Origin of the sequence: Embleya sp. NPDC056575, from assembly GCF_042793325.1 — a bacterium.
In the GTDB taxonomy this organism is placed as follows: domain Bacteria; phylum Actinomycetota; class Actinomycetes; order Streptomycetales; family Streptomycetaceae; genus Embleya.
In genome coordinates this window covers 118,612-142,861 of the sequence record NZ_JBHTVA010000020.1, presented here as the reverse complement: position 1 = coordinate 142,861, position 24,250 = coordinate 118,612, and the positions used below count along the sequence as shown (strand labels likewise).

Annotated in this window: 10 protein-coding genes; 6 read left to right on the top strand and 4 right to left on the bottom strand. The window is 72.2% G+C overall.

Going from position 1 to position 24,250, the window contains the following annotated elements; all coding sequences use genetic code 11:
- The first annotated feature begins 4 nt into the window (after window positions 1-4).
- Complete coding sequence (locus tag ACFRCG_RS18220; protein WP_380032631.1) at window positions 5-1,894, top strand: ABC transporter ATP-binding protein; 1,890 nt, start codon at window positions 5-7, stop codon at window positions 1,892-1,894.
- 28 nt (window positions 1,895-1,922) lie between these two features.
- Here ACFRCG_RS18220 and ACFRCG_RS18215 read toward each other — a convergent pair whose 3' ends face one another.
- Both ACFRCG_RS18215 and ACFRCG_RS18210 read right to left on the bottom strand, forming a co-directional pair.
- The gene (locus ACFRCG_RS18215) at window positions 1,923-4,835 is read right to left on the bottom strand and encodes a type 2 lanthipeptide synthetase LanM family protein (RefSeq protein ID WP_380032629.1); all 2,913 of its coding nucleotides are present in this window, start codon (window positions 4,833-4,835) and stop codon (window positions 1,923-1,925) included.
- A gap of 90 nt (window positions 4,836-4,925) precedes the next feature.
- Window positions 4,926-5,129: a DUF6229 family protein gene (locus ACFRCG_RS18210; protein WP_380007174.1), complete on the bottom strand. Its 204-nt coding sequence runs from the start codon at window positions 5,127-5,129 to the stop codon at window positions 4,926-4,928.
- Between the two features lie 556 nt (window positions 5,130-5,685).
- On the opposite strand from ACFRCG_RS18210, the gene ACFRCG_RS18205 reads away from it, so the two are divergent.
- Genes ACFRCG_RS18205 through ACFRCG_RS18185 form a run of 5 tightly spaced genes read left to right on the top strand, consistent with a single transcriptional unit; the run spans window position 5,686 to window position 21,254 of the window.
- Window positions 5,686-8,937 carry an AMP-binding protein gene (locus tag ACFRCG_RS18205; RefSeq protein WP_380032627.1) on the top strand — a complete coding sequence of 1,084 codons (3,252 nt, stop codon included), beginning with the start codon at window positions 5,686-5,688 and terminating at the stop codon, window positions 8,935-8,937.
- On the top strand, window positions 8,937-12,101 hold the full coding sequence (locus ACFRCG_RS18200; protein WP_380032625.1) for an amino acid adenylation domain-containing protein: 3,165 nt from the start codon (window positions 8,937-8,939) through the stop codon (window positions 12,099-12,101). The genes ACFRCG_RS18205 and ACFRCG_RS18200 overlap by 1 nt, the downstream gene beginning before the upstream one ends.
- On the top strand, window positions 12,098-15,427 hold the full coding sequence (locus ACFRCG_RS18195) for an amino acid adenylation domain-containing protein (RefSeq protein WP_380032623.1): 3,330 nt from the start codon (window positions 12,098-12,100) through the stop codon (window positions 15,425-15,427). The genes ACFRCG_RS18200 and ACFRCG_RS18195 overlap by 4 nt, the downstream gene beginning before the upstream one ends.
- Complete coding sequence (locus ACFRCG_RS18190) at window positions 15,424-21,051, top strand: amino acid adenylation domain-containing protein (protein ID WP_380032621.1); 5,628 nt, start codon at window positions 15,424-15,426, stop codon at window positions 21,049-21,051. Before ACFRCG_RS18195 ends, ACFRCG_RS18190 begins: the two co-directional genes overlap by 4 nt.
- Window positions 21,048-21,254 carry an MbtH family protein gene (locus tag ACFRCG_RS18185; protein ID WP_380032619.1) on the top strand — a complete coding sequence of 69 codons (207 nt, stop codon included), beginning with the start codon at window positions 21,048-21,050 and terminating at the stop codon, window positions 21,252-21,254. Before ACFRCG_RS18190 ends, ACFRCG_RS18185 begins: the two co-directional genes overlap by 4 nt.
- Window positions 21,255-21,301: 47 nt before the next feature.
- Here ACFRCG_RS18185 and ACFRCG_RS18180 read toward each other — a convergent pair whose 3' ends face one another.
- Window positions 21,302-22,432, bottom strand: coding sequence for a Uma2 family endonuclease (locus ACFRCG_RS18180; protein ID WP_380032617.1), 1,131 nt, complete (start codon window positions 22,430-22,432; stop codon window positions 21,302-21,304).
- Window positions 22,433-22,599: 167 nt separating this feature from the next.
- A complete protein-coding gene (locus ACFRCG_RS18175; protein WP_380032615.1) occupies window positions 22,600-24,222 on the bottom strand; it encodes an MFS transporter in 1,623 nt (540 codons plus the stop codon).
- Between the last annotated feature and the right edge of the window lie 28 nt (window positions 24,223-24,250).

Genomic DNA, 24,250 nt, shown 5'->3' with positions numbered 1-24,250 from the left:
CGGGATGGCGGGGCATGTGCCACCGGAGTTGGGCGAGTTCGACGAACTGGGCGAGGGCTACGACACGCCCTTCGACGGGGAGGCGGCGAACGCGGGACTGGGTCGCATGGTCACCCGGTTGCCGGTCGCGCTGGCGCAGGTGTGGCGCCTGGCGTGGGCGGCCAGTGGGCGTGCGGCGGTGGTGTTGGTATGCGCCCAGGCCGCCGCCGGGGTGGCCACCGCACTGGCCCTGTTGGCCACGTCGCGGGCGTTGTCGGCGCTGTTCGCCTCGGGGCCGGCGGCGGACCGGGTCGGCGACGCGGTGCCGGCGGTGATCGCGGTGGTGGTCGCGACCTCGGCCCGCGCCGGCTTGGAGACGGTGGTGCAGGCGACCCAGGCCCGCCTGTCGCCGGGGATCCGTCGGGTCGCCGAGGAGCGCCTGCACGCGGCGGCGGTCGGCGCCGAGTTGGCCGCGTTCGACGACGCCGACTGGCACGACGCGCTCGCCCGGGCGCGCGACCGCGGTATCGACCACGCCCAACTGGCCCTCGCGCACGCGGTCGAACTGCTCGGCGCGCTGGTCGGTTTGCTGGTCGGCATCGGTGTGGTGACCGGGCTGCACCCGGTACTGCTGCCGCTGTTGGCGCTGTCGATCGCGCCGCAGGGGTGGGCGGCGCTGCGCTCGGCCCGGATCGGGTTCGAGGGCATGGTCCAGCGCATGACGCTGTATCGGCGCCTGTGGTTGTTCGCCGACCTGCTCACCGCCCGGGAGGCGGCGGCGGAGGTGCGGGCCGGGACCGCCGAGGAGGCGCTGTTGACCGAGTTCCGGCGCCTGGCCCGGCTGGTCGAGCAGGCCGAGGTGCGGGTGGGCTACGCCCAGGTGCGGGTGGGCGTGGTCGGGCGCACGTTGTCCGGCCTGGCGTTGGGGGCCACCTATGTGGCTCTCGGGCTGCTGGTCCGCGCCGAGATCGTGCCGCTCGCGGTGGCCGGTACGGCGGTGTTGGCGGTGCGGACCGCGAGCGGTTCGCTGGCGACGCTGATGGTGGCGGTGGACCGGCTCTACGAGAAGTCCCTGTACATCACCGACTATCACGCCTTCCTGGACGAGGCGGCCGACCGGGCCCGGCCGCCGGCGGTGTGCGAGGCGCCGCACGGGTTCGCCGAAATCCGGTTGCGGGACGTCTACTTCGCGTATCCCGGCAGCGCCGGCCCGGCGTTGCGCGGGGTGGATCTGGTGATTCGCCGGGGCGAGACGGTGGCCCTGGTCGGGGAGAACGGGTCCGGCAAGACCACGCTCGCCCTGCTGTTGGCCGCGCTGCATCGGCCGGACAAGGGCACCGTGCACTGGGACGGCACCGATCTGGCCATGGTCGACCCGGTGAGGGTCCGCGAGCAGGTGGCGCTGGTGATGCAACAGCCCACCCGGTGGCCGCTGACGGCGCGCGGCAACATCGTGCTCGGGCGCGCCGATCGGCCGGACCCGGACGGGACCGCGCTGACCCGGGCGGCGCGGGACGCGGACGCGGACGGCCTGATCTCGCGACTCCCGTACGGCTACGACACGTTGTTGTCGAAGAAGTTCCGCGCCGGGGTGGACCTGTCCGGCGGCCAGTGGCAGCGGATCGGGATCGCGCGCGGCTTCTACCGGGACGCCCGCCTGCTGATCGCCGACGAGCCCACCGCGGCCCTGGACGCCCGTGCGGAGCACGCGGTCTACGCCAATATCCGCCGGCTCGCGGCCGGTCGCACGGTGGTGCTGATCAGCCACCGGTTGGCGTCGGTCCGCGAGTGCGACCGGATCGTCGTGTTGCGCGCCGGCGAGGTGGTCGAGCACGGCACCCATGAAGAACTGATGTGCGAGAACGGCGAATACGCCGACCTGTACCGCATCCAGGCGTCGGCCTACGTGGACTGACCATCCTGGGCAACAGCCCTACCGGCACTCATAGTTCGTCCAGAAGCAGCAGTGACGGCGGGCGCCCCGCGCTCGTCGGGTGCATGCGCAGGAGTTGGTGCAGGGCGCCCGCGCTGCCCGGGAGCAGGGATGCCGTGGTGGTGTGCCGGGTGGACGGGGTGTGCGGGCCGTAGGTTTCGAGCCCGGTCAGCAGGAGCGCGTCGAGGTGGGCGCGGGTGGGGGCCTCCGGCAGGTGGGACCGAAGCTGCTCGGGGGCGCCGCGCAGGAGGGTGTCCAGGAGTTCCCACGAGCCCAGGTCGCCGTGGCACAGCGTGTAGTCCCAACCGAAGCCGGTGCGCCAGGTCGCGGCGGCCGCGCGCAGGGCCCGGTCGAGGTGTTCGGGGGCGCCGGTGCGCCGGTACAGGTCCCAGCCGGCCAGGCCGATGCCGGTGCTGCCGTGGCACCAGGAGTCGAGGAACAAGACCTCGCCCCGCTGCCGGCCGTCCAGCCAGCTACGCACCTTCGGGTCGTACAGGGCCTCCTGGAACGCCCAGGCCAGGTCGGCGAGTTCGAACCACTCCGGCTGGTTCGCGGCCAGACCGAGTCGGGTCAGTGCCCAGGCGATTCCCGCGGCGCCGTGCGCGAAGCCGCCGATGCCGTGGGGGAAGAGTACGGTCGGCCAGCGGGCGGTGCGTCGGCCGCGGGCGTCCTCCTCGACCACGGCGCGTCGCCCGAGCAGTTCCGCGGCGGATTCGGCGACGTCGCGCCAACGGCGGTCGCCGGTACGGTCGGCCAGGGCGAGCAGGGGCACGATCAGCCCGGCGGCGCCGCCGGCCAGGTCGAGGATGGTGTCCTCGGCCAGCAGGCCCGGTGCGCGCTCGGCGTGCCGGATCGCCCGATCCAGGTCGGTCGGCCGGCCGGACGCGGCGTGCAGGGCCAGCCAGGTGCGCACCGCCGCGCCGATCCCGTCGAACGCGCCGACCCGGGCGGTGGGTACCGCGTCCTCCATCGCCGCCAGTGCCCGGATCGCCCCCTCGGTGAGCGCGGGCAGCCCGTCCACGGCCGGCACCCGGCCCGCGCGGGACTCGGCCAGATACGCGCGCAGGGCCAGCGCGACGCCGGCCTGTCCGCTGTACAGGTCGGCGGCGAACGGGCGTACGTTGAAGCCGCTGTCGGTGTACACCGGCCCGATCCAGGTGGCCGTCCCGTCCGCGCCGACGACGGCCCGGGCGCACAGGTCGCGCGCGGATTCGGCGGCGAGGGCGCGCCGGCGTTCCTCCCGCTCGTCGTGTCGTACCGTCACCTCGCGGTGTCGTTCGCCCTCGGGCATCGCGCTGCGGTCGCGGTAGACGCCGAGCAGCGAGGAGCGGATCATCACCTCCTCGAACTCCGGGTCCCCGGCCCGCCAGCGGGCGACGCTCTCGTCGATCAGGTGTGCGGGATCGCCCCATTCGGTGCCGCGCGGTCCGGTCATCCGTCCCCGCTCGGGCCGGACGCCGAAGAACGGGATGTCGCCGTCGAGGAGATCGGCGACCTCGGCGCCGACCACCTCCGGCGTGTCGGGGGCGCCGTGCAGCGCCTTCGCCTGGCGGATCAGTACATCCCGCGCGCGTTCGACGGCCGGGCCCTCGTCGTGCAGCGACGCCGGATGCCAGAGCATCCGGGCGATCTCGACGTAGACCTGGGTGGGGCGCAACACCACCCGCAGTTCGCAGCCGGCGAACACGTCGAGCATGGGCCGCAGTCGCCCGGCCGCGTCGAGTCCGTCCAGGCGGGCGCGCAGGTCGCGATAGCCGTGCACGATGTCGTCCTGGTGGGCGAGCGGATCGGCGTCGGGGGCGGGCAGGTTGGCCGATCCGGCCACGTCGGCGGGCTCCATCGTGAGCCGGGCCAGATCGGTACCGGCGCCGCTGATCACCGGTACCGGGACGCGCGGTTGCTGGTCGGGGAGGGCTCCGACGGCGGACATGTCCACGCCCTGTAGGGCGAGTTGGCCCAGCCGCATCGGCAACAGGCCGGTGCGCAGCACGGTGCCCCGGACCGAGGCGGCGGCGGTGTCGAAGGCGTCGCCGAGTCCGCTCGCGCCGACCCGCGGTTCGGGGCTGAACAACGTCTCGCAGTCCACCACCCACGGGACCGGGCCGCAGGCGATCACGTTCTCCGAGTGCAGGTCGGTGCCGCCGAGGAGTTGTACGACGCACATCCACTCGCCGAGACCGCGGTAGAAGCGGGACTGTTCGGCGGCGTCGGCGCAGTAGCGGTGTTCGACGTGTTCGGCCCAGCCGTGGTCGGTGCCGAGCAACACCCTCGGAACCGCGATGCGTTGCTCGCGCGGGATGTGGGCCAGGAGGGTGTCGACGGTGGTGGCGAGAGCGACGTCCACGGCGAGCGCGCGGGGTTTGTACACCACACGGCCGGCCTCGAAGCGGAGCAGGGCCACGGTACGGCCGCCGCGGTGCGAGTCGCCCGCGTCCGTGCCGATCTCGACGAGTTCGCCGGGGCGTGTGCCGAGCAGGTCGGTCAGCCGGTCGCGATCGGCGGCGATGCGGCGGGCCAGGGTGAGCAGGGCCGTGCACCGATTGGCGATCACCCGGTTCAGGCGCGGGGCGAACGCGGGGTAGTGGAAGTCGAGTTCGCTCCAGAACCCGGGTTCGGCGGCGTGTTCGAGGAATTCCTGCCAGCGTTGTTCGCTGGTCGCGCGGGTGAGCCGGCCGGACATCCGGGCGGCGTGCAGTTCGAGCAGGAGCAGCCGGTTGGCCTTGGGGCGCACGGTGTCCAACAGGCCACGTCGGGCGGCGCGCAGCAGGATCTCCCGCTCGGTGGTGGACAGCGGGTCCGGCACGGCGCGCAATCGGCGCCGGAAGCGGTTCAGGGCGGGCCCGATCAGCGGCTCGAACGCGGTATCGAACTCACCCGCGTCGTCGTAGCTCACCACGGGACGGGGCCGGACCGGAATCGCCATCTGCGGATCGCCACCCAATCGAGACGGACCCGCCGCCCGGCGCCGATCGCGTGTGCGACCGGCGCCGAACGGCGGACCGGCGAGCTTCGGTCAACAACAGGCGCGGGTGCGCGACCAGGAACAGGCGGTGCCGCAGCTGATCGCCGCGACGTCGATCTCGGTGAGGCCCTGTTCCGTGGCGGATCCGCCGATGTAGAGCGAACCGGCGGGGTTCTCCACGCCGTCGGCCGTTTCGGCGCCGGAGCGCCAGGCGTCTACGACGGTGTTCCGCGTGGCATTCGATGCGGTGCGCATGACGATACCTTTCCGCCGATGTCGATGATTACCGGCGAGTACGCCGGGTTCAACGATCATCGACCCTGGGTGAGGGAAGTGCGGCAGGCACACGTTAGCGCCCGAATGTCGTGTGCGACAGACTTCCGAACAACGAGGCGAATTCTCCACTCCAAGGCCGGAATCGCGTGGTTCGCACGTGGCCCGACGGGCGGCCGGGGGCGGTCGATGGGCCCTCCCGGCGCTGCGACCGGCCGGTTTTCCACCTCGAACGTGGTCCGGGATTCGGAACGGCTCTTGTCATTGGTCTAGTCCATTGACAGTCTTGGGCGCGTCGCCGACGGTCATCGCTCCATGGCTCGTCGGTGGTTCCCGTACGGCAAATTCCGCCCAATTCGAGCGTGAGCCGACACTGCTCCGTCGGCGTACCGAACTTTGCACTCCTACCCCGGAGAAGAACCATGCGCAGAGCTCAACCACGTCCGTGCCCGGCGACGTCGAAGCGGGGCGCGCCGTGACCGCCCCCGACGTCCGGCCCGGGTTATCCGGTTCGAGGCGTCCCGAGGATCGATGCACCGTGCCGGGCCTGTTGGCAGCCCGCGCGGACCTCGACCCGCATCGCGTCGCGATCCTGGTCCCGGGTGCTTCCGAGACCGGACTGACCTTCATCGACTGGTGGCGCCGATCCGTCGCCCTGGCCCACGAGTTGCACGATCGGGGGGTACGCGCGGGGGATCGGGTCGCGCTGATCTTCGCCGGTCGCGAATGGGCCGACTACGCGGTCGCCTACTGCGCGGTCCAGCGGGCCGGCGCGGTCGCCGTACCGCTGCCCGAACGCCTGCCGGCCGCCGCCGTGCAGGCCCTGCTCGCGCACTGCGCGGCGGTCGGCGTCCTGCACGGCGTCGACATCGAGTCACCGAACACCGGTGCGTGGAGCGCGATTTCGACCACCCTCGAAGCAGTCGCGCACGCGCGGGCCCGCTCGAATCCGGCCGCACTCCCGGCGCCGGACCCCGTCGATCCGCACGAATCCGCGGAGCCCGCCGAGCCTGACGATCCCGTCGATCCCGTCGAACCCCCGGCCCTCGCCCAGCCGCATCCCGACGACCTCGCGCAGATTCTCTACACCTCCGGGACCACCGGCACCCCCAAGGGCGTCGCCGCCACCCACGCCAACCTCACCCACGGCCTCGAACCGGCGCCCCGACGGCGGCAGTTGGCGCACTCGAAGCACTTCCTGCACGCCTTTCCGATCGGCACCAACGCCGGGCAGACGATGTTGCTCAACGCGCTGACCGCCGAGCCGACCGCGCTGTGTGCCCCGACGTTCGACGCCGAGGAGTTCTGCGCGCTGATCGCCGCCCACCGGGTCGGCACCGTGTTCACCGTGCCCGCGATGGCGACCGACCTGGTCAACTCGCGGGCCTGGACCCGGCACGACCTCGACTCGGTGCAACTCTTCGGCTCGACCGCCGCCGCACTGCCGCCGGCCACCGCACTGGCCCTGACCGAGATCTTCCCCGACGCGGTGATCGTCAACTCCTACACCTCGACCGAGGCGGCGCCGGCCCAGACCACCATGGTCTTCGACCCCGACCGGCCGACCTCGGTCGGACGCGGCACCGGCCCGGACGACCTGCGCGTCGTCGGCCCGGACGGCGAACCCGTACCGACCGGCGAGGCCGGCGAGATCTGGCTGCACTCACCCACCACCTCGCGCACCTACTACCGCGAACCGGCCGCGAATGCCGGGGTGTTCACCGACGGCTGGATCCGGATGGGCGACATCGGCCGACTCGACGCCGACGGTTACCTGTACCTGATCGACCGGGAAAGCGACCTGATCAAGTCAGGCGCGAACAAGGTCGCCACGCTCGCGGTGGAAGCCGCGCTGTACGAACACCCGGCCGTCGCCGACGCCGCCGTGTTCGGTGTTCCACACGCCGTGATGGGCACCATGGTCGCCGCCGCGCTGGTCCTGCGGGACGAGGTCGCGGCCGACGACCTGCGGGCGTTCCTGCGCGAACGCCTGGCCCGGCACGAGATCCCGACCCGATTCCTGCGCCTGGACGCCCTGCCCCGGAACCCGGCGGGCAAGGTGGTCAAGGCGGAACTTCGGGCCCGGATGGCCGGGGACGACGCCGCGCGGCCGAGCGTGCCCCGGACCGCGACGCAGACCGCCGTAGGCGGCCTGTGGGCGGAGGTGCTGGGCACGCCCGGCGCCGGCCCCGACGACAACTTCTTCGCCCTGGGTGGGGATTCGTTCAAGGCGACCAGGCTGGCCGCAGCCGCGACCCGTCTGTTCGCCCTCGACGTGCCCGTCTCGCTCGCCTTCGACCGACCCGAACTGGCCGCCCAGGCGGCCTGGATCGACACCGCCCGGGCGCGACCGGAACCCGCCCGGACGGAATCGGAAGGCGCGGACACGCCGGCGGAACCGGCGTGCGCGCGGCCCGGGGCCGTGAGCCGCGAGTCGGCCGGGGATCCGGTCGCGCGCATGCCGCTCAGCTCGCAGCAGGAGAACTTCTTCGTCTGGATGTACGCCACCGACCAGCCGCGCGACGTCGGCCCGGTCAGCGTGGGGATCCGGATCACCGACACCCTCGACCCGGACACCCTGGAGGCCGCCCTGGGCGAAGTGGTGCGCCGGCACGAGGCGCTGCGCACCGTCTTCCACTACGCCGACGGCACCGCCGACGCCGTCGTACTCGCCGAACTGCCGCCCGAGATGCGGCGGATCCGGGCCGAAGGCGCCACGCACGCCGATCGCGAACGGTTCGCCCGCGAGCATGCCGGCGCCGAACGCGAACAGCACTGGGACCTCGCACGCGGACCCCTCGTACGCGCCCTGCTGATCGAACTCGACCCCGAGGACCACGTGCTGGTCCTCGCGGTGCACCACATGGTGTTCGACGGCTGGTCGATGGGTGTACTGCTCCGAGAACTCGCCCTGGTCTACTCGGCGTCGCACACCGGTCGGCCCGCTCCGCCGCCGCCGCCGACGCCGACCTGCTCGGAACACCTGGGCTGGGCCCGCGCGCAATGGCCGCGCACCCGCCCGTTCTGGGAGGCGTCCCTGGCCGGGGCGCCCGCCGCCCTCGACCCGTTCCCCGGGCGAGCGGCCACCGCTCTGCTGCACAGCGGTTCGGTGCGTTTCGGCCTTGCCGCCGACCTGGTCGAGCGGTTGCGCACGGCCGCCCGTGAGCGGGGCGCGACGCCGTTCATGGTGGCCACCGCGTGCTGGACGGGCGTCCTGGCACGGGCGTCCGGCATCCGGGACATCGTGGTGATGTCGCCGGTACCCGGCCGGACCCGACCCGGCAGTGAGAACCTGATCGGCTGCCTCGTGCAGTCCCTGTTGATCCGGGTCGACCTGGGCGGCGACCCGTCGTACGACGACCTGCTCGACCGGGTCCGTACCGCCGCGGTGGCCGCGACCGAGCACCAGTGCTACCCGTTCGCCGAGTTCTACCCGCGCTTTCCGGACGCGGCCTGGGTCCGCTACGAGAGTTGGAGCAATCAGGCGCACTTCCTGGGCCTGCTCTCCGAACCCTTCGAGCTGCCCAGGCAGTTGGACGCCGAATGGCCCACGCCGGACGGCCGCCCGGACCTGGGCGTGCCCGAGCTGGCCCTGACCGAACAGCCCGACGGCACCATCGCCGGCTGGCTGCTGTACAACGACCGCGCGTTCGCCCCGTCCGTCGTCGAGGACCTGGCCCAAGCCTTCGTCGAGGCCTGCGAGTTCGCGCTCGACCACCCCCAGGCGCCGGTGTTCGGGGACACCGCCGCACTGGTTCACGCACCCACCGCCTCCCAGGAGGGCCGCTGATGCGCACCACCCGACCGGTCTCCCTGCCGCCGGAATCCCCGTGCCGAGCCCCGGTGTCCCCGGCGCAACACGGCATCCGGTTCACCGAACTCGCGGTACCCGCGGGCACCACGCACCACATGCCGCTGAGCATCCGGTTCACCGGCGAACTCGACCCGGCCGCGCTCGCGCACGCCTGTGACGCGATCGTGGTGCGCCACCCGGTCCTGGGCAGCGCGCTGCGCGAACTCGACGGGGAACCGTGGCTGGTCCCCGCCGACACCGTTCCGCACCTGGTGATCGAGGACCTGACCGAGACGCCCGAAGAGCAACGCGGCCACGAGGTGGCCGAGTCGCTGCGCCGCGAGACACTGCGCCCGTTCGACCCGGAGACCGGGCCGCTGGTGCGCTTCACCCTGGTCGACGCGGGCCCCGGACACCGGACCCTGCTCGTGGTCGCCCACCACCTCGCCTTCGACGGCGCCTCCAAGGACATCCTCGTCCGCGATCTGGGCGCGCACTACGCCGCGTTCGGCACCGGCGTCAAGCCGGATCTGCCGGACCTGGAGGAGTCGGAGGACGCGGAGCGTATCGCCCGCGAGGCGGCCGAGGCCGAGCGCCGGGTCGGCCTGGCCGAGATCCGCTTCGCCGGCGAGGAACGTGAACCACCCGCCGTGACCCTGCCCGGACTGCGCCGGACCGCGATCGACGGCGGCACCGGCGGGTCCGTGCCGATCCCCGTCGAGGACGAACTTCGCGTGGCCGTCGCCGCCACCGCCGAACTCCTCGGGGTCAGTACCTTCGCGCTGCTCCTGGGTGCGCTGCACACCCAGCTGTGGCGTTACGGCAACGAACGGGCCACGGTCGCCATCGACCTGGGCACCCGCACCCCGCACAGCCGGGAGCGGGTGGGTCCCTACGTCAATGAACTCCCCATCCACACCACTCCGTCCGCCGACCTCACCTTCCGCGCCTTCGTCCAGGCGCTGCGGGCCGACCTGCGCAAGCTGTACCCGGTCCGCGACGTGCCGCTCGGCCGGGTCGTCACCGGCCTGACCCCGCGCCTGGCGCTCGCGCCGGTGTCGATGAGCTATCGCCGCCGTACCTCGGTGCCCGACTTCGCGGGCCTGCCCGCGTCGATCGACTGGACGGTGTTCAACCACGCCGCGCGCGGCGACCTGCACATGCAGTGCCTGGACGACCCGGATCGACTCGCACTGCACCTGCACTACGCGACCGCCGCCCTCGACGAGGGCGCCGCGACGGCGATCGCGGGCCACTACCGGACCCTGCTGCGGGCGATCGTCGCCGACCCGGACACCCCGCTGTCCCGCCTCGCCCTGCAGAGCGCCGACGAGCGCGAACGTATGGTGCGGGACTGGAACGACACCGGGCAGAAGAGGGAAGACGTCACCCTGCCAGCCCGGTTCGCGGCGCAGGCCGCCCGTACCCCCGACTCGATCGCGGTGGAGTGCGGCACGACCCGGCTCACCTATGCTCGACTCGACGCGGCCGTCGACGCGGTGGCTCGGCGGTTGCGGGGCGCCGGGATCGGCCGGGGCGACCTGGTCGCGGTCTGCGTGCGCCGTACGGCCGCGCTGCCCACCGCGCTGCTCGGGGTGCTGCGGGCGGGTGCCGCGTATCTGCCGCTGGACCCGGAATACCCGTCGGCTCGACTGACGATGGTGCTCGAAGACTGCGGCGCCGACGCCCTGTTGACCGAACGCGACCTGCTCGGCCGATTTCCCGGCTGCGCCGACGAAGCGCTGCTGATGGACGGGATCGTCACCGGGGCGGCGGTGATCGACCCGGCCGGTCCCGACCCGGTGCCCGCACCCCCACCGACGCCCGGCGAACTCGCCTACGTGCTGGCCACGTCCGGCTCCACCGGCCGCCCGAAGGGCGTGGAGATCGAACACCGCGCGCTGAGCAACCTGCTCGCCTCGATGCGGGACGTCCTGGCCTGCGCCGCCGACTCGGTGTGGCTCGGCCTGACCTCGGCGTCCTTCGACATCTCGGCGGTCGAGCTGTACGTGCCGCTGATCACCGGCGGGCGACTCGTGCTCGCCGGGGACGGGGAGGCCCGGGACGGCCGGGCGCTGCTTCGGTTGATCCGGGGCCGACGGGTGACCCATGTCCAGGCCACTCCGTCCGGCTGGCGCATGCTGCTCGACGCGGGCTTCGAGGAGCCGGCGGTGTTCGCCGTCACCGGTGGCGAACCGCTGCCGGTGCCGCTCGCACGGGAGTTGCGCCGCCGCGCTCGCCGCCTGGTGAACGCGTACGGGCCGACCGAGACCACGGTGTGGTCCAGCACCGCCGAGATCGGCCCGGACGACGAGGTGACCATCGGCCGCCCGATCGCCAACACCCGGATGTACGTCCTGGACCGACACCTGACCCCCACCCCGGTCGGCGTCACGGGCGACCTGTACATCGGCGGCGACGGACTGGCCCGGGGCTACCGCCGGTTGCCGGGCGTCACCGCCGACCGCTTCGGGCCCGACCCGTACGGCCCGCCCGGCGCCCGCCTCTACCGCACCGGCGACCTGGCCCGCTATCGCGACGACGGCCGGATCGAGTTCCTGGGCCGGGACGACCACCAGGTCAAGATTCTCGGCCATCGGGTCGAACTCGGCGAGATCGAGGGCGCGTTGCTCGACCACGAGGGCATCGCGGCGGCGGCCGTGACGGTGCGTGAGGACGGTGCCGACGGGCCGCTCCTGGTCGCCTACCCGGTCCCGCGCGGCGCCGCCACGCCGAGCGCGGCCGAACTGCGCGTGCATCTGGCCGCGACCCTGCCCCGAGCCCTGGTACCCGGCGTCTATGTGCCGCTGGAGCGCCTGCCGCTGACCCCCAACGGCAAGCTGGACCGGGCCGCGCTGCCCGCGCCGCCGCGCCTGCGGGCGGTCGAACCCGACCCGGCCGACGAGGCGGAGACCCCCGCCGACACCGGGCCCGCCGCCGAGATCACCGCGATCTGGCGCGAAGTGCTCGGCCTGGACGACATCCGTCCCGACGAGGACCTGTTCGACTTGGGCGGCCACTCGCTGACCGTCACCCGGATCGGCGCGCGGATTCGCAAACGCCTCGGCGTCGACGTACCGCTGCACGTGTTCTTCGAAACCCCGACCATCTCCGGACTCACCAGCGCGGTATCCGCGATGCGAAGCGAGCGGCGGCCATGAACAACCCGACCCGAAGCCACGACCCGCACCCGTTGTCGGCGCCGGACCGGCCCGCCGACCCGTCCGCGTCCGCGTCCCGCCCATCGCGGCGTATTCCGCTGTCCGCCGGCCAGGAACGGTTGTGGCTGCTCGATCGGATCAACCCCGGCGACGCGGCGTTCAACATGTTCCAGGTCCACCGCCTGCGCGGCCCGCTCGACGTGGCCGCCCTCGACCGCGCCCTGTCCGAACTGGTCGACCGGCACGACAGCCTGCGCGCGACCTTCCCCGACGAGGACGGCGTACCGATCCAGGTGATCGGCGCGCCCGGGACGTTCGTCCTGGAGCGTGTGCGAGTCGACGGCGCCCCGGCCGAGCGTGAACAACGCGCCCGCGACCTGGTCGCCGAACGCACCAACCGCGCGTTCGACCTGGCCCGGGGCCCGCTGTTCGCGGCGAGCCTGCTGCACCTGGACTCCGCCGGCCGGGACCACGTGTTGTGCCTGGCCCTGCACCACATCGTCGCCGACGGCTGGTCGATGAACGTGGTCGACGAGGAACTGGCCGCTCTGTACGCGGCGTTCGCCGAAGGCCGCCCCTCGCCGCTCACCCCGCTGCCGCTGAGCTACGCCGACTACGTACGGCGCCAACACGAACTCCTCGACGAGCCCGGCTTCGAGGAACGACTGACCTACTGGACCCGACAACTCGCCGGCGCGCCGACCCTGGAACTGCCGGTCGATCGACCCCGGGGCGGCGGCACCGACACCGATTCCGGACACGGCGGCACGGTCACCCACCACCTGCCCGCCTCGCTGCGCACCGGAATCGAGCAACTCGCCCGGCGCGAACGGGTGACCCTCTACATGACCCTGCTCGCCGGATACCAGACCCTGCTCGCCCGCTACTGCGACCAGGAGGACGTCTGCGTCGGCTCGCCGCTGGCGGGTCGGGACGAGGAGGACTACGAGCCGCTGGTGGGCTATTTCCTGAACACCCTGGTCCTGCGCGGCAGCACGGCCGGTGACCCGTCGTTCCGCGACTTCCTGGGCCGCACCCGCACCGTGGCCCTCCAGGCGTACGAGCATCAGGACGTACCGTTCGAGCGACTGCTCGGCGCGCTGGACGTGGACCGGGATCCGGACAGCCCACCGGTGTTCCAGACCATGCTGACTCTGCGCCCACCGGCCGGAGCCGGGCTGCGTCTGGCCGGGGTTGCCGCCGAGGGGTTCGAATCGGGCTTTCGGCAGGCGAAGTTCGATCTGGCGCTGGAGGTCTGGCCGGAAGGGGACGAGCTGGTCACCGAGTTCGTCTACAACAGCGACCGCTTCGCTCCCGAGAGCATCGCCCGACTGGCCCGTTGCTTCGAGACCCTGCTCGCGGGCGCGGTCGCGCATCCGGACACCCCGCTGTCCCGGCTGCCGCTGTTGTCGGCTGCCGAGCGCATCCGGGTGCTGGCGGGAGCGATGGGGCCGACCGGCGGCGAATGCCCGGACCCGGTCGTGGCCTTCGAGGTGCAGGCGCTGCGCACCCCGCGTGCGGTCGCCGTCGAGTCGGGCGACAGCCGGGTCGACTACGCCGACCTCGACGCCCGCGCGAACCGGCTGGCCCGGGTGTTGCGCCGGGCCGGCACCGGACCGGACACGGTGATCGCGGTCTGCGCCGAGCGCTCGATCGAGACGGTCGTCGCGCTGCTGGCCGTGCTCAAGGCGGGTGGCGCGTATCTGCCGATCGACCCGACGTCGCCGACCGAGCGGATCGGGTGGATGCTGGCCGACGGAGGAGCGGAACGCGTGTTGTGCCGGGCGCGGTTCGCCGATCGTTTCGCGGGCGGCGAGTTGCCGGTGTCGCTGCTGGACGAGGTCGACGCGGATCCGCGTGGCGACACGGATGAGGAGCCGCCCGCCCGGATCGCGGGGCCCGACCATCTCGCCTACATCATCTACACCTCCGGCTCCACCGGCCGACCCAAGGGCACCCCGATCACCCGGGAGGCGCTGGCCGGTCGGGTGGCGTGGATGCGCGAGCGGTATCGGAGCGGCCCTGGCGACCGGGTGTTGCAGTTCGCCTCGTTCGGCTTCGATACGCACGTCGAGGAGCTGTATCCGAGCCTGCTCGGCGGCGCCACGCTCGTGCTCGCCCCCGCCGACGGGTTGTTGCCGGACTTCTTCGGCACCGCGGCCGGGCGCTCGCTGACCGTGCTCGACCTGCCGACCTCCTACTGGCACGAACTCGTGGCCCAGACTCCGGGGTTGGCCTGGCCCGAAACTCTGCGGCTGCTGATCCTGGGCGGGGATCAGGCCGACGCCGCCTCGATGCGGCGCTGGCACGAGGTGTTCGGCGAGCGGGTCGAGGTGGTCAATACGTACGGTCCGACCGAGGCCGCGGTGATCGCCACCGCGGCGGACCTGGCCGGGGGTGCGGCCGGGGCCTGGGACGGTTCCCGGCCGCCGATCGGCCGCCCGCTCGCGGACACCCGCGTGCATGTGCTGGATCGACACCTGGAACCCGTGCCGATCGGGGTCGCCGGCGAACTGTGCATCGGCGGAACCGGGTTGGCACGCGGCTATCTCGGCCGACCCGCCCTGACCGCGCGCCACTTCGTGCCCGACCCGTACGGGCCGCCCGGCGCCCGGCTCTACCGCACCGGCGACCGGGCCCGGGTGCGATCGGACGGTGCCCTGGAGTTCCTGGGCCGCGACGACCACCAGGTCAAGCTGCGCGGCTACCGGATCGAACTCGGCGAGATCGAGGCGGCCCTGGTGGCGCGGCCGGACATCGGGCAGGCGGTGGTGGTGGTCCGGGAGGAGCGGGGCGATCGACGGCTGGTCGCCTACGTGGTGCCGGAGGCGGGCGGGTCGATGCCTGTGCCGGACGCGGCGCGGTTGCGGGCCGCGCTGGGCCGTACGCTGCCGGCCCATCTGGTGCCCGCGGCGTTCGTGACGCTGGACCGGCTGCCGCTGACCCCGAACGGCAAGCTGGACCGGGCCGCGCTGCCCGCGCCCGAGCGGCACGTCACGCCCGAAGCGTCGTTCGTGGCGCCGCGCGGCAGCGCCGAGGAACTGGTCGCGGAGACCTTCGGTGAGGTGCTGGGGGTGCCTCGGGTCGGCGCGCTGGACGACTTCTTCGCGCTCGGTGGCCATTCGTTGCTGGCCACCCGGGCGGTGGCCCGACTCGGCGCCGCGATCGAACTCGCGGTGCCGATCCGGACCCTGTTCGCCGATCCCACCGTGGCCGGTCTGGCCGCGGCGATCGAGGAACTGCTGATGGCCGAACTGGACGAGCTGTCCGAGGCGGACGCCGAACGACTGGTGCTGGACGCGACCGAGACGGGGGACCCGCGATGACGCTCACTTCACCCCCGACCCGAACGGGCGGCCTGTCCGCCGCGAAGCGGGCCCTGCTGGAACAGCGGTTGCGCCGGTCGACGGCCGCCGCCCCGCCGTCGATTCCCCGGCTGCCGGACGAGGCCGAGATTCCGCTGTCCTCGGCGCAGATCCCGCTGTGGTTCATGGAGAACCTGACACCGGGCACCGCCGCCTACACCATCCCGTTCGCGCTGCGGCTGCGCGGGCCGCTGGACGAGGCGGCGGTGGAGCGGGCGTTGACCGGGCTGCTCGCCCGGCACGACAGCCTGCGCACCACGTTCGGGACCAGCGCCGACGGTCACCCGACCGCGACCGTGCACCCGCCGGCGCCGGTTCCCGTGACTCGGCGCGACGCGCCCCTCGACCTGGATCTCGGGGCACGCGAGCGGTGGGCCGCGGCGCTCGTTGGCGAGGAGTTCGCCCGGCCGTTCGACCTGGAGGTGGCCCCGCTGTTCCGGGCCGCGCTGGTGCGGTTGGACCGGGACGACACGATCCTGGTCGTGGTGCTGCACCATCTGGTCGGCGACGGCTGGTCGGTGCACCTGATGGTGAACGAACTCATGGCGGACTACAACGCGTTCGTCGCCGGGCTCGATTCGCCGCTGTCGGCGCCGGCGGTGCGCTACGGCGACTACGCGGCCTGGCAGCAGCGGCGGCTCGGCGGTGCCGAGGGCGAACGTGCCGCCGCCTATTGGCGCGAACGACTGGCGGGCGTGGGTACCCTGGCGCTGCCCACCGACCGGCCGCGCCCGCCCCGGCAGACGTTCTCCGGGGACGGGCACTCGTTCGTGCTCGACCCGGAACTGTGCGACGCGGTCACCGCGCTGGGGCGGGCCCACGGTGCCACGCAGTACATGACGCTGCTGGCGGCGTGGCAGGCGGTGTTGTCCCGGCACGGCGGGCAGAGCGAGTTCGCGGTCGGCTCGCCCATCGCGGGGCGTCCGCATCCGGATCTGGAGCCGATGATCGGCATGTTCGTCAACATGCTGGTCATGCGGGCGCCGCTGGCGGGTGATCCGACCTTCGCCGAACTCCTGGGCCGGGTACGGGAGAGCAGCCTGGATGCCTACGCCCACCAGGATCTGCCGTTCGATCAGGTGGTGCGCGGGCAGAACGTGGTGCGCGACGTCTCCCGGACGCCGCTGTTCCAGGTCACCTTCGCGCTTCAGAACTACGGGCGCGGAGAGCAGGGTTTCACCGGTCTCGCGCACGACTGGTTCACCGCCGACTCCCGGGTGACCCGCTTCGATCTGAGCCTGTTCGTGTTCGAGGTCGGCACCGGGATGCACGGGTTGATGACCTACAACACCGACCTGTTCGACGCGGCCACGGTCGAGCGGCTGGCCGGGCATCTGGCCACGCTGTTGCGGTCGGTGGTCGCCGATCCGCACGTGCCGCTGTCCCGGATCGACCTGCTCGGCGCGGCCGAGCGGGCCCGGCTGCTCACCGAGTGGAACGACACGGCTCGTGCGCCGTCCGAACACACCACGCTGGCCCGGGCGATCGAGACGCAGGTGGCCCGCGATCCGCGTGCGCCGGCGGTGACCCACCAGGGCGACACGCTCGACTACGGCGAACTCGACGCGCGCGCGAATCGGCTGGCTCGGCGGTTGCGGGCGGCCGGGGCGGGGCCGGAGACGCCGGTCGCGTTGTGCCTGGAGCAGTCCTTGGACCTGGCGGTGGCGGTGCTCGCCGTGCTCAAGGCGGGCGCGGCGTATCTGCCGCTGGATCCGGAACAGCCGGTGGAGCGACTGACGTTCATGCTCACCGATGCGGCGGTGCGGGTGGTGGTGACCGACACCGCGCTGCGGGAACGTACGGTGGGCCACACCGGAGCGGTGGTTCTGGTCGACCGTGAACGGGCCGCGATCGAGGCGGAGAGCGCGGATCCGCTGCCGGGCACGGCGCAGCCGGGGAATCTGGCCTACGTGATCTACACCTCCGGTTCCACCGGGCGTCCCAAGGGAGTCGCGGTCCAGCACCGGGAGGCGCTGGCCTATCTGGAGGGGGTGCGCGAGCGGTTCGAGGTGGTGCCCGGGTCGGTGTACGGGCTGGCCCAGTCGTTGTCCTTCGACTTCGCGATCACCGCGCTGTACCTGGCCTGGACCACCGGCGGCGAACTGCACCTGATGCCCAAGCGGTTGTCCGGCGCCGAGTTCGCCGACTACATGGCCCGGCATCCGGTCGACTACCTCAAGATGACACCCTCGCATCTGGCCGGGCTCGCCGCCGAGGTCGGTACCGAACCGCTGTTGCCCCGGCGGTTGTTGATCCTGGGTGGCGAGGGCTCGTCGTGGGAGTGGACCCGGGACCTGGCCGCACTGGGCGGTTGCGCGGTGGTCAACCACTACGGGCCCACCGAGACGACGGTGGGGGTGACCACCTACCGGGTCCGGCCCGACGACACGGCGACCTCGACCGTGACGCCGATCGGCCGGCCGCTGCCGAACGCGCGGGTGTACCTGTTGGACGCCCACCTGGAACCGGTGCCGATCGGCGTCACCGGGGAGATCCACATCGGCGGCGAACGGCTGGCCCGGGGCTATCTGGGCCAACCCGGAGCCACCGCCGACCGGTTCGTCCCCGACCCGTTCGGCCCGCCGGGCGGGCGGCTGTACCGCACCGGCGACCTCGGCCGGTATCTGCCCGGCGGCGACATCGAGTTCCTGGGGCGCGGCGACCAGCAGATCAAGATTCGCGGCTACCGGGTCGAACCCGCCGAGATCGAAGAGGCGTTGCGGGCACACGAGGGTGTCGCGCAGGCCGTGGTGGACGCGCGCGGTCCGGCGGGCGGGCAGCGGCTGATCGCGTATCTGGTGCCACCGGAGGAGGACGGGGGCGCATCGGCGCTCTCGGGTGAGCGTCCCGCCGGAGCGGACCTGCGGCGCGCGTTGTTGTTGCGACTGCCCGAGTACATGGTGCCGTCGCGCTTCGTGTGGCTGGACCGCATGCCGCTGAAGGCGCACGGCAAGGTGGATCGGGCGCTGCTGCCCGAACCCGACGCGGCCGAGGGCGCGGGTGGGGGTGAGCGGGTACCGCCCGCGAGCGAACTCGAGGCAACACTCGTCGAGATCTGGACCCGGGTCCTCGAACTCGCCTCGGTGGGTGTGACGGACGACTTCTTCGAACTCGGCGGCCACTCGCTGCTCGCCATGCAGGTGTTGGCCCGGCTGCGCAAGGTGCTGCCGCTCGGTGGGCGGCAGGTCTCGCTGCTCGAACTGTTCAAGCACCGGACCATCCGCGAACTGGCGCAACTGCTCGAACGCCCGGTCGGTGCGGACGAACCACGGTCTCTGCTGCACGAGTTGACCCGGCCGATCCCGGTCGGGCAACGGGTGTTGTCGCTGGTGTGTGTGCCGTACGGCGGCGGCAGCGCGGTGGTCTACCAGCCGTTGGCGGACGCGCTGCCGGCGGGGCACGCGCTGTACTCGGTGGCGATTCCCGGCCACGACCTGTCCATGCCGGAGGCGCCCAGGCCGATCGAGGAGGTCGCCCGGGAGTGTGCGGACGAGATCCTGGCCGGGGTCGAGGGGCCGTTGGCGCTGTACGGGCACTGCGGGGTGGGCAGCGCGCTCACCGCGCAGATCGCCTATCTCCTGGAGCAGGCCGGGCGCCGTCTGGAGGCGGTGTACCTGGGCGCGATCTTCCCGTTCGCCCGGCCCGAGGGCGGTGTGCTCGGCGCACTGACCCGATTCGCCGGCCTGGAGCGGCTGCGCGGAGACCGGGTGCATCTGAACTGGCTGACCTCGATGGGCGCCGACCTCGGCGACCTGGACGAGGAGCAGGTGAGCTTCATCATCCGCAACATGCGCAAGGACGGGCGGACTTCGGAGGCCTATTTCACCAAGCGCATGGCCCAGGACCTGCCGCCGCTGGCCGCGCCGGTGATCTCGGTGATCGGCGAGCGTGACCCGAGTACCGAGTTCTACCAGGAGCGCTACCGCGAATGGCACTTCATGGCCGCGGCCACGGCGTTGGTGGTGATCGACGAGGCGGGGCACTACTTCCTGCGTTACCGGGCCGAGGAGTTGGCCGAGATCGTCACCGCCACGCATGAGGCGGTGGCGCGGGAGCGTACCGAACCGCTGACCCGGGCGGTGCGCGGCGAGGACGCGGGCTGGTGGCTGCACGGGGTTTCCGGGGCCGAATCGGGCTCTGTGGCCGAGTCGGTGCCGGGTTCGGTGCCGGGTTCGGTCGCGGATGTGAAGACCGCGGGTCGGTCGGCGGTGCGGCCGAGCATGGGCCGCTTCACGGCGGTGGCGCTCGGGCAGCTGGCCTCGATCACCGGGTCGGCGCTGACCGAGTTCGCCATCCCGATCTGGATCTACCTGCGCACCGATTCGCTCACCCGGTTCGCGCTGTTCTCGGTGTTGGCCCTGGTGCCGGGCATCGTGGTGGCGCCGCTCGCGGGCGCGGTGGTGGACCGCAACAGCCGCCGGTCGGTGATGTTGGCCGCGGACTGCGTGGCGGGTCTGGTGCAGGTGACGATGGCGCTGCTGCTGTGGTCGGGCCATCTGGGGGTGGGCGCGGTGTACGGCCTGCTCGTGGTGTTGTCGCTGACCGCGACGTTCCAACGACTGGCCTACAACTCGGCGGTACCGCAGCTGGTGCCCAAACGTTATCTGGGGCACGCCAACGGGATCGTGCAAATGAGCACCGGGCTGGCCCAGTTGGTGGTGCCGCTGATCGCGGTGGCGCTGCTCGCGGGCATCGGGCTCGGCGGGATCCTGCTGATCGACATCACCACCTTCGTGATCGCGGTGACGGTGGTGGCGTTCGTGCCGTTCCCCGACACCATGGCGCAGACCCGGCGCGAGAGCATGGTCAAGGAGATCGCCAACGGCGTGCGCTACTCGATGGGGCACGCGGGATTTCGCACGATGTTGCTCTACTTCGCGCTGTTGAACGTCTTCCTGGCGCCGATGCTGGTGCTGATGACGCCACTGGTGTTGTCGTTCGGCTCGGTACACACCGCCGGCGCGGTCGGCATGGCGGCCGGGGCGGGTGCGCTGCTCGGCGGGCTGGCCATGGGCGTGTGGGGCGGGCCGCGGCATCGGCGGATGCACGGGATCCTGGTCGCCACGGTGCTGATCGCGGTGTTCGCCTTCCTGGCCGGGCTGCGGCCCTCGCCGGTGCTGGTCGGGATCTCCTTCTTCGGGGTGTTCTTCGGCCTGTCGCTGCTCAACGGCATCTACGCGACGATCATCCAGGTCAAGGTGCCGCAGCGGTTCCACGGCCGGGTGATCGCGCTGAACACGATGGTGGCGTGGTCGACCCTCCCGCTGGGCTTCGGGGTGATCGCACCGCTGTCCGTGCACCTGCTCGAACCGCTGTTGCGTCCGGACGGCGCGCTCGCCTCCAGCGTCGGCCGGGTGATCGGCGTGGGGGAGGGGCGCGGCACCGGATTCCTGTACCTGATCTGCGCGTCCGCGATGATCCTGCTGGCCCTCGCCTCGTTCCGACACCGGGTCGTCTCGCGCTTCGACGATGAGGTACCCGACGCCATGCCGGACGACCTGATCGGCATCGAGGAACGCCGCAAGCGCACCAAGACCCCATCCACCGGGCCCAACCCGACCCACCCCGAACCGGAGAAGGTATGACCACCGACGACGAACCCACACCCGTGTGCCGTGTAGTGATCAACGACGAGGAGCAATACTCGGTCTGGGCCACCGACCGCGACATCCCGGCGGGCTGGCGCCCCGAAGGCTTCACCGGCCCCCGCGAGGACTGCCTGGCCCACATCGACAAGGTCTGGACCGACATGCGCCCCCGCAGCGTACGCGAGGCCCCGAACGCCTGAGCCGACACCGGCGGTGGGCCCGCATCGGGCCCACCATCGGTAGGCGGTCACCGAACCAGGTTCAGCAGCCGATCGGTGTCGAGCGTGATGTCGACCGGCACGGGAAGGTGCACGCGGGTGCCGAAGGGGTGCCGGACAGCGGTGGCGTAGGCCCCGTTCTCGGGCCGGCCGTGCACGACCGCCTCGCGACCGTCGCGGTCGATCACGAGGCAGAGCGGGATCGCGGTCTCGGCATACACGAGCGGTTTCTCCTCGCGGGCACGCCGATCGTGCGCCCGCTCGCCGGAGGTCACCTCCACGACCATGAGCACTGCCGCGGGATCCGCCCACTCGCCGTGCCCGGCGAAGCTGCCGGCCGGCGCGAGCAGGGCGTCGGGCCGGAGCCGCCCACGATGGTCGACCTCGACCATGAGTCCGTACCCGGCGTAGAGCGAGTATTCCGGCCGCAGTCGTGCGAACGTCCGCATCAGCCACGCCACGACCTCGGAACGATCGCCATCGGCCCGCACCGTGGCCCGCATCGCGCCACGAACCAGTTCCAGCCGCACGAACTCGCCGTCGGCAGCCCGCTCGATTCCCTCGAACTCCTCGGCACCCATGCCGCCCCACGCGATCACCGGACGAGATCGAGGAGGGGGTCGGTGTCGAGGGTGAGGTCGATCGGGGCGGGGATCTGGAGGGGGCTGCCGAACGGGCGGTGGACGACGTTGGTGTATTTCGCGCCGTCCGGTTCGCCGTACACGATCGTCGCGGTCGATCAGAAGGTAGAGCGGGATGCCGGTCTCGGCGTATGCCCGGGGTTTGTCCTCGCGGTCGCGACGGTTGGTGTCCGGGTCGAACGAGGTCACCTCCACGACCATGAGCACCGCTGCGGGATCCGCCCACTCGCCGTGCCCGGCGAAGCTGCGCCTGGGCGCGACGGTGCAGTCCGGGCGCGCGCGACCGTTGCGGTAGCGCTCGACGCGGAGGCCGCGCTCCGGGTACACCGAGAGCTCGCGTTGCCTTCGAGTGAACTCCTCGATCAGCCACACGACGAACTCGTCGTGGTCGCCGTCGGGCATCGCCTTTACCCCCACCCTGCCGCCGATGAGTTCCAGCCGTAGTGCTTCGGCGGTATCGCGGGCGATGCCCTCGAACTGTTCGACGGGCATGCCTGCACGTTCGGTCACCGTGTTCATGGGTGGCCTCCGTTCCCGTGGCTCGCGTCGCGTCATTCGTCCATGATTGCCGCCGACCGCCCGTCCGACCATCAACCGGGCCGATGTGCTGTCGTCGGGTTGAACCTACGTGGGGATCTCGGGGGCGGGGTGGGAACTCGGGTGGTTCCCTCGAACGAGTGGGCGGGTCAGGGGGCTTTGGCCGGCTCGGGGGTTTGGGATCGGTGGTGGGCGTAGGTGCTGGTGGCTATGCCCACGGTTGTGATGATCGCGGCCAGGAGGTAGATGGCGCGCAGGCCCGGGCCGTCGGCGGTGTGGCCGCCGAGCCAGGCGCCGAGGGCGGCGGCCAGTTGGTAGGCGGAGGCGTTGACGGCCATGGCCAGGGTGGGGGCGGCGGAGGCCGTGGTCAGGACGCGGGTCTGCATGCCGGGGATGACCGCGAAGCCGAGGGCGCCGACGGCGAAGACCAGGATCGCGGTGGGTACGCGGCTGCCGGCGGTCGCCCACATGAGGACCAGGGTCGCGGCGAGCGCGGTCAACAGGTCGATCTGGGTGCGCATCGGGGCGCGGCCGGCGAGCCGCCCGCCGACGACATTGCCGACCGCCGCGCCGACGCCGTACGTCAGGAGCAGGATCGGTACGGATCCCTCCGCGAAGTGCGCGACGTCGGTGAGCAGCGGCGCGAAATAGGTGAAGACCGCGAGCAGTCCGGCGTTGGCGACGGCCGTGACGGCGATCGCCCACCGCACGTCCCGGCTGCGGAACACCCGCAGTTCGGCGACCGCCGAGCCGGCCGACACGGCACCGCGTACGTCCGCGACCAGCCGCCACACCAGGGCTGGCCCCAGCGCGCAGCACGCCGCGATGGCGACGAACGTGGACCGCCAGCCGAACGTGTTGCCGATCAGCGTGCCCAGCGGCGCGCCGAGGATCATCGACAGGTTCATCCCGAAGACCAGCGTGGACACCTTGGACGCCTGCCTGCCCGGCGCCGCCGTGGACGCGGCGATCACGATCGCGTTGGCGAAGAAGGTGGCCGTGACCAACGAGGTGACGATGCGCGCCGCGAACAGGACCGGATAGTTCGGGGCGAGCGCCGACGCCAGGTTCCCGACCACCACGATCGTGAGCAGGACGGTGATCAGCGGCTTGCGCCGCGCCCGGGCGGTGAGCGCGGTCAGCACCGGACCGCCGACGATCATGCCGATGGCGTACGCGGTCACCAGCGGCCCGGCGGCCGAGATCGACACGTCCACGACATCGAGGAGTGCGTCGCGGTCGTCGGTGACCTTGGCGAGCGTGCGCAGGCCGTAGTACGTGCTTTGGAAGGTCCGGGCCACCTGGAGCACGGGCCGGTCGCCGGTCAATTCGCCCGTGGCCCGGCCGATCGTGATCAGGTGGCAGAGGGCCTGCTCCAGGTCGACGAACTGTCGGTGCACCAGGTCCGCGACCATCTCGCTGCGCCCGCTCGGCTCGGTCGCGGCGTTGAGGGCCAGGCAGCCGCGCCGGCCGGGGTCGGCCAGGTCGAGGTCGATCATCCCAAGGAGCAGGTCCCGCAGCCGCTCCCGGACCGAGCCGCCCGGCGCGGCCGGCATCGCCACCTGCGCCTCGGCCAGGGTGCGGCCGTAGCGGCGCACCGACTCCTCGTACAGCCGGTGTTTGCTGCCGAACGCGTTGTAGAGGCTGCCCCGGCCGAGTCCCGTGCGGGTGCACAGGTCCTGCGTGGTGGTCGCCTCGTAGCCCTTCTCCCAGAACACCGCCATCGCGGCGTCGATGACGGCCCGGTCGTCGAACTCGCGCGGCCTGCTCATGAGAGGACGTCAACCAGTTCTGTACACA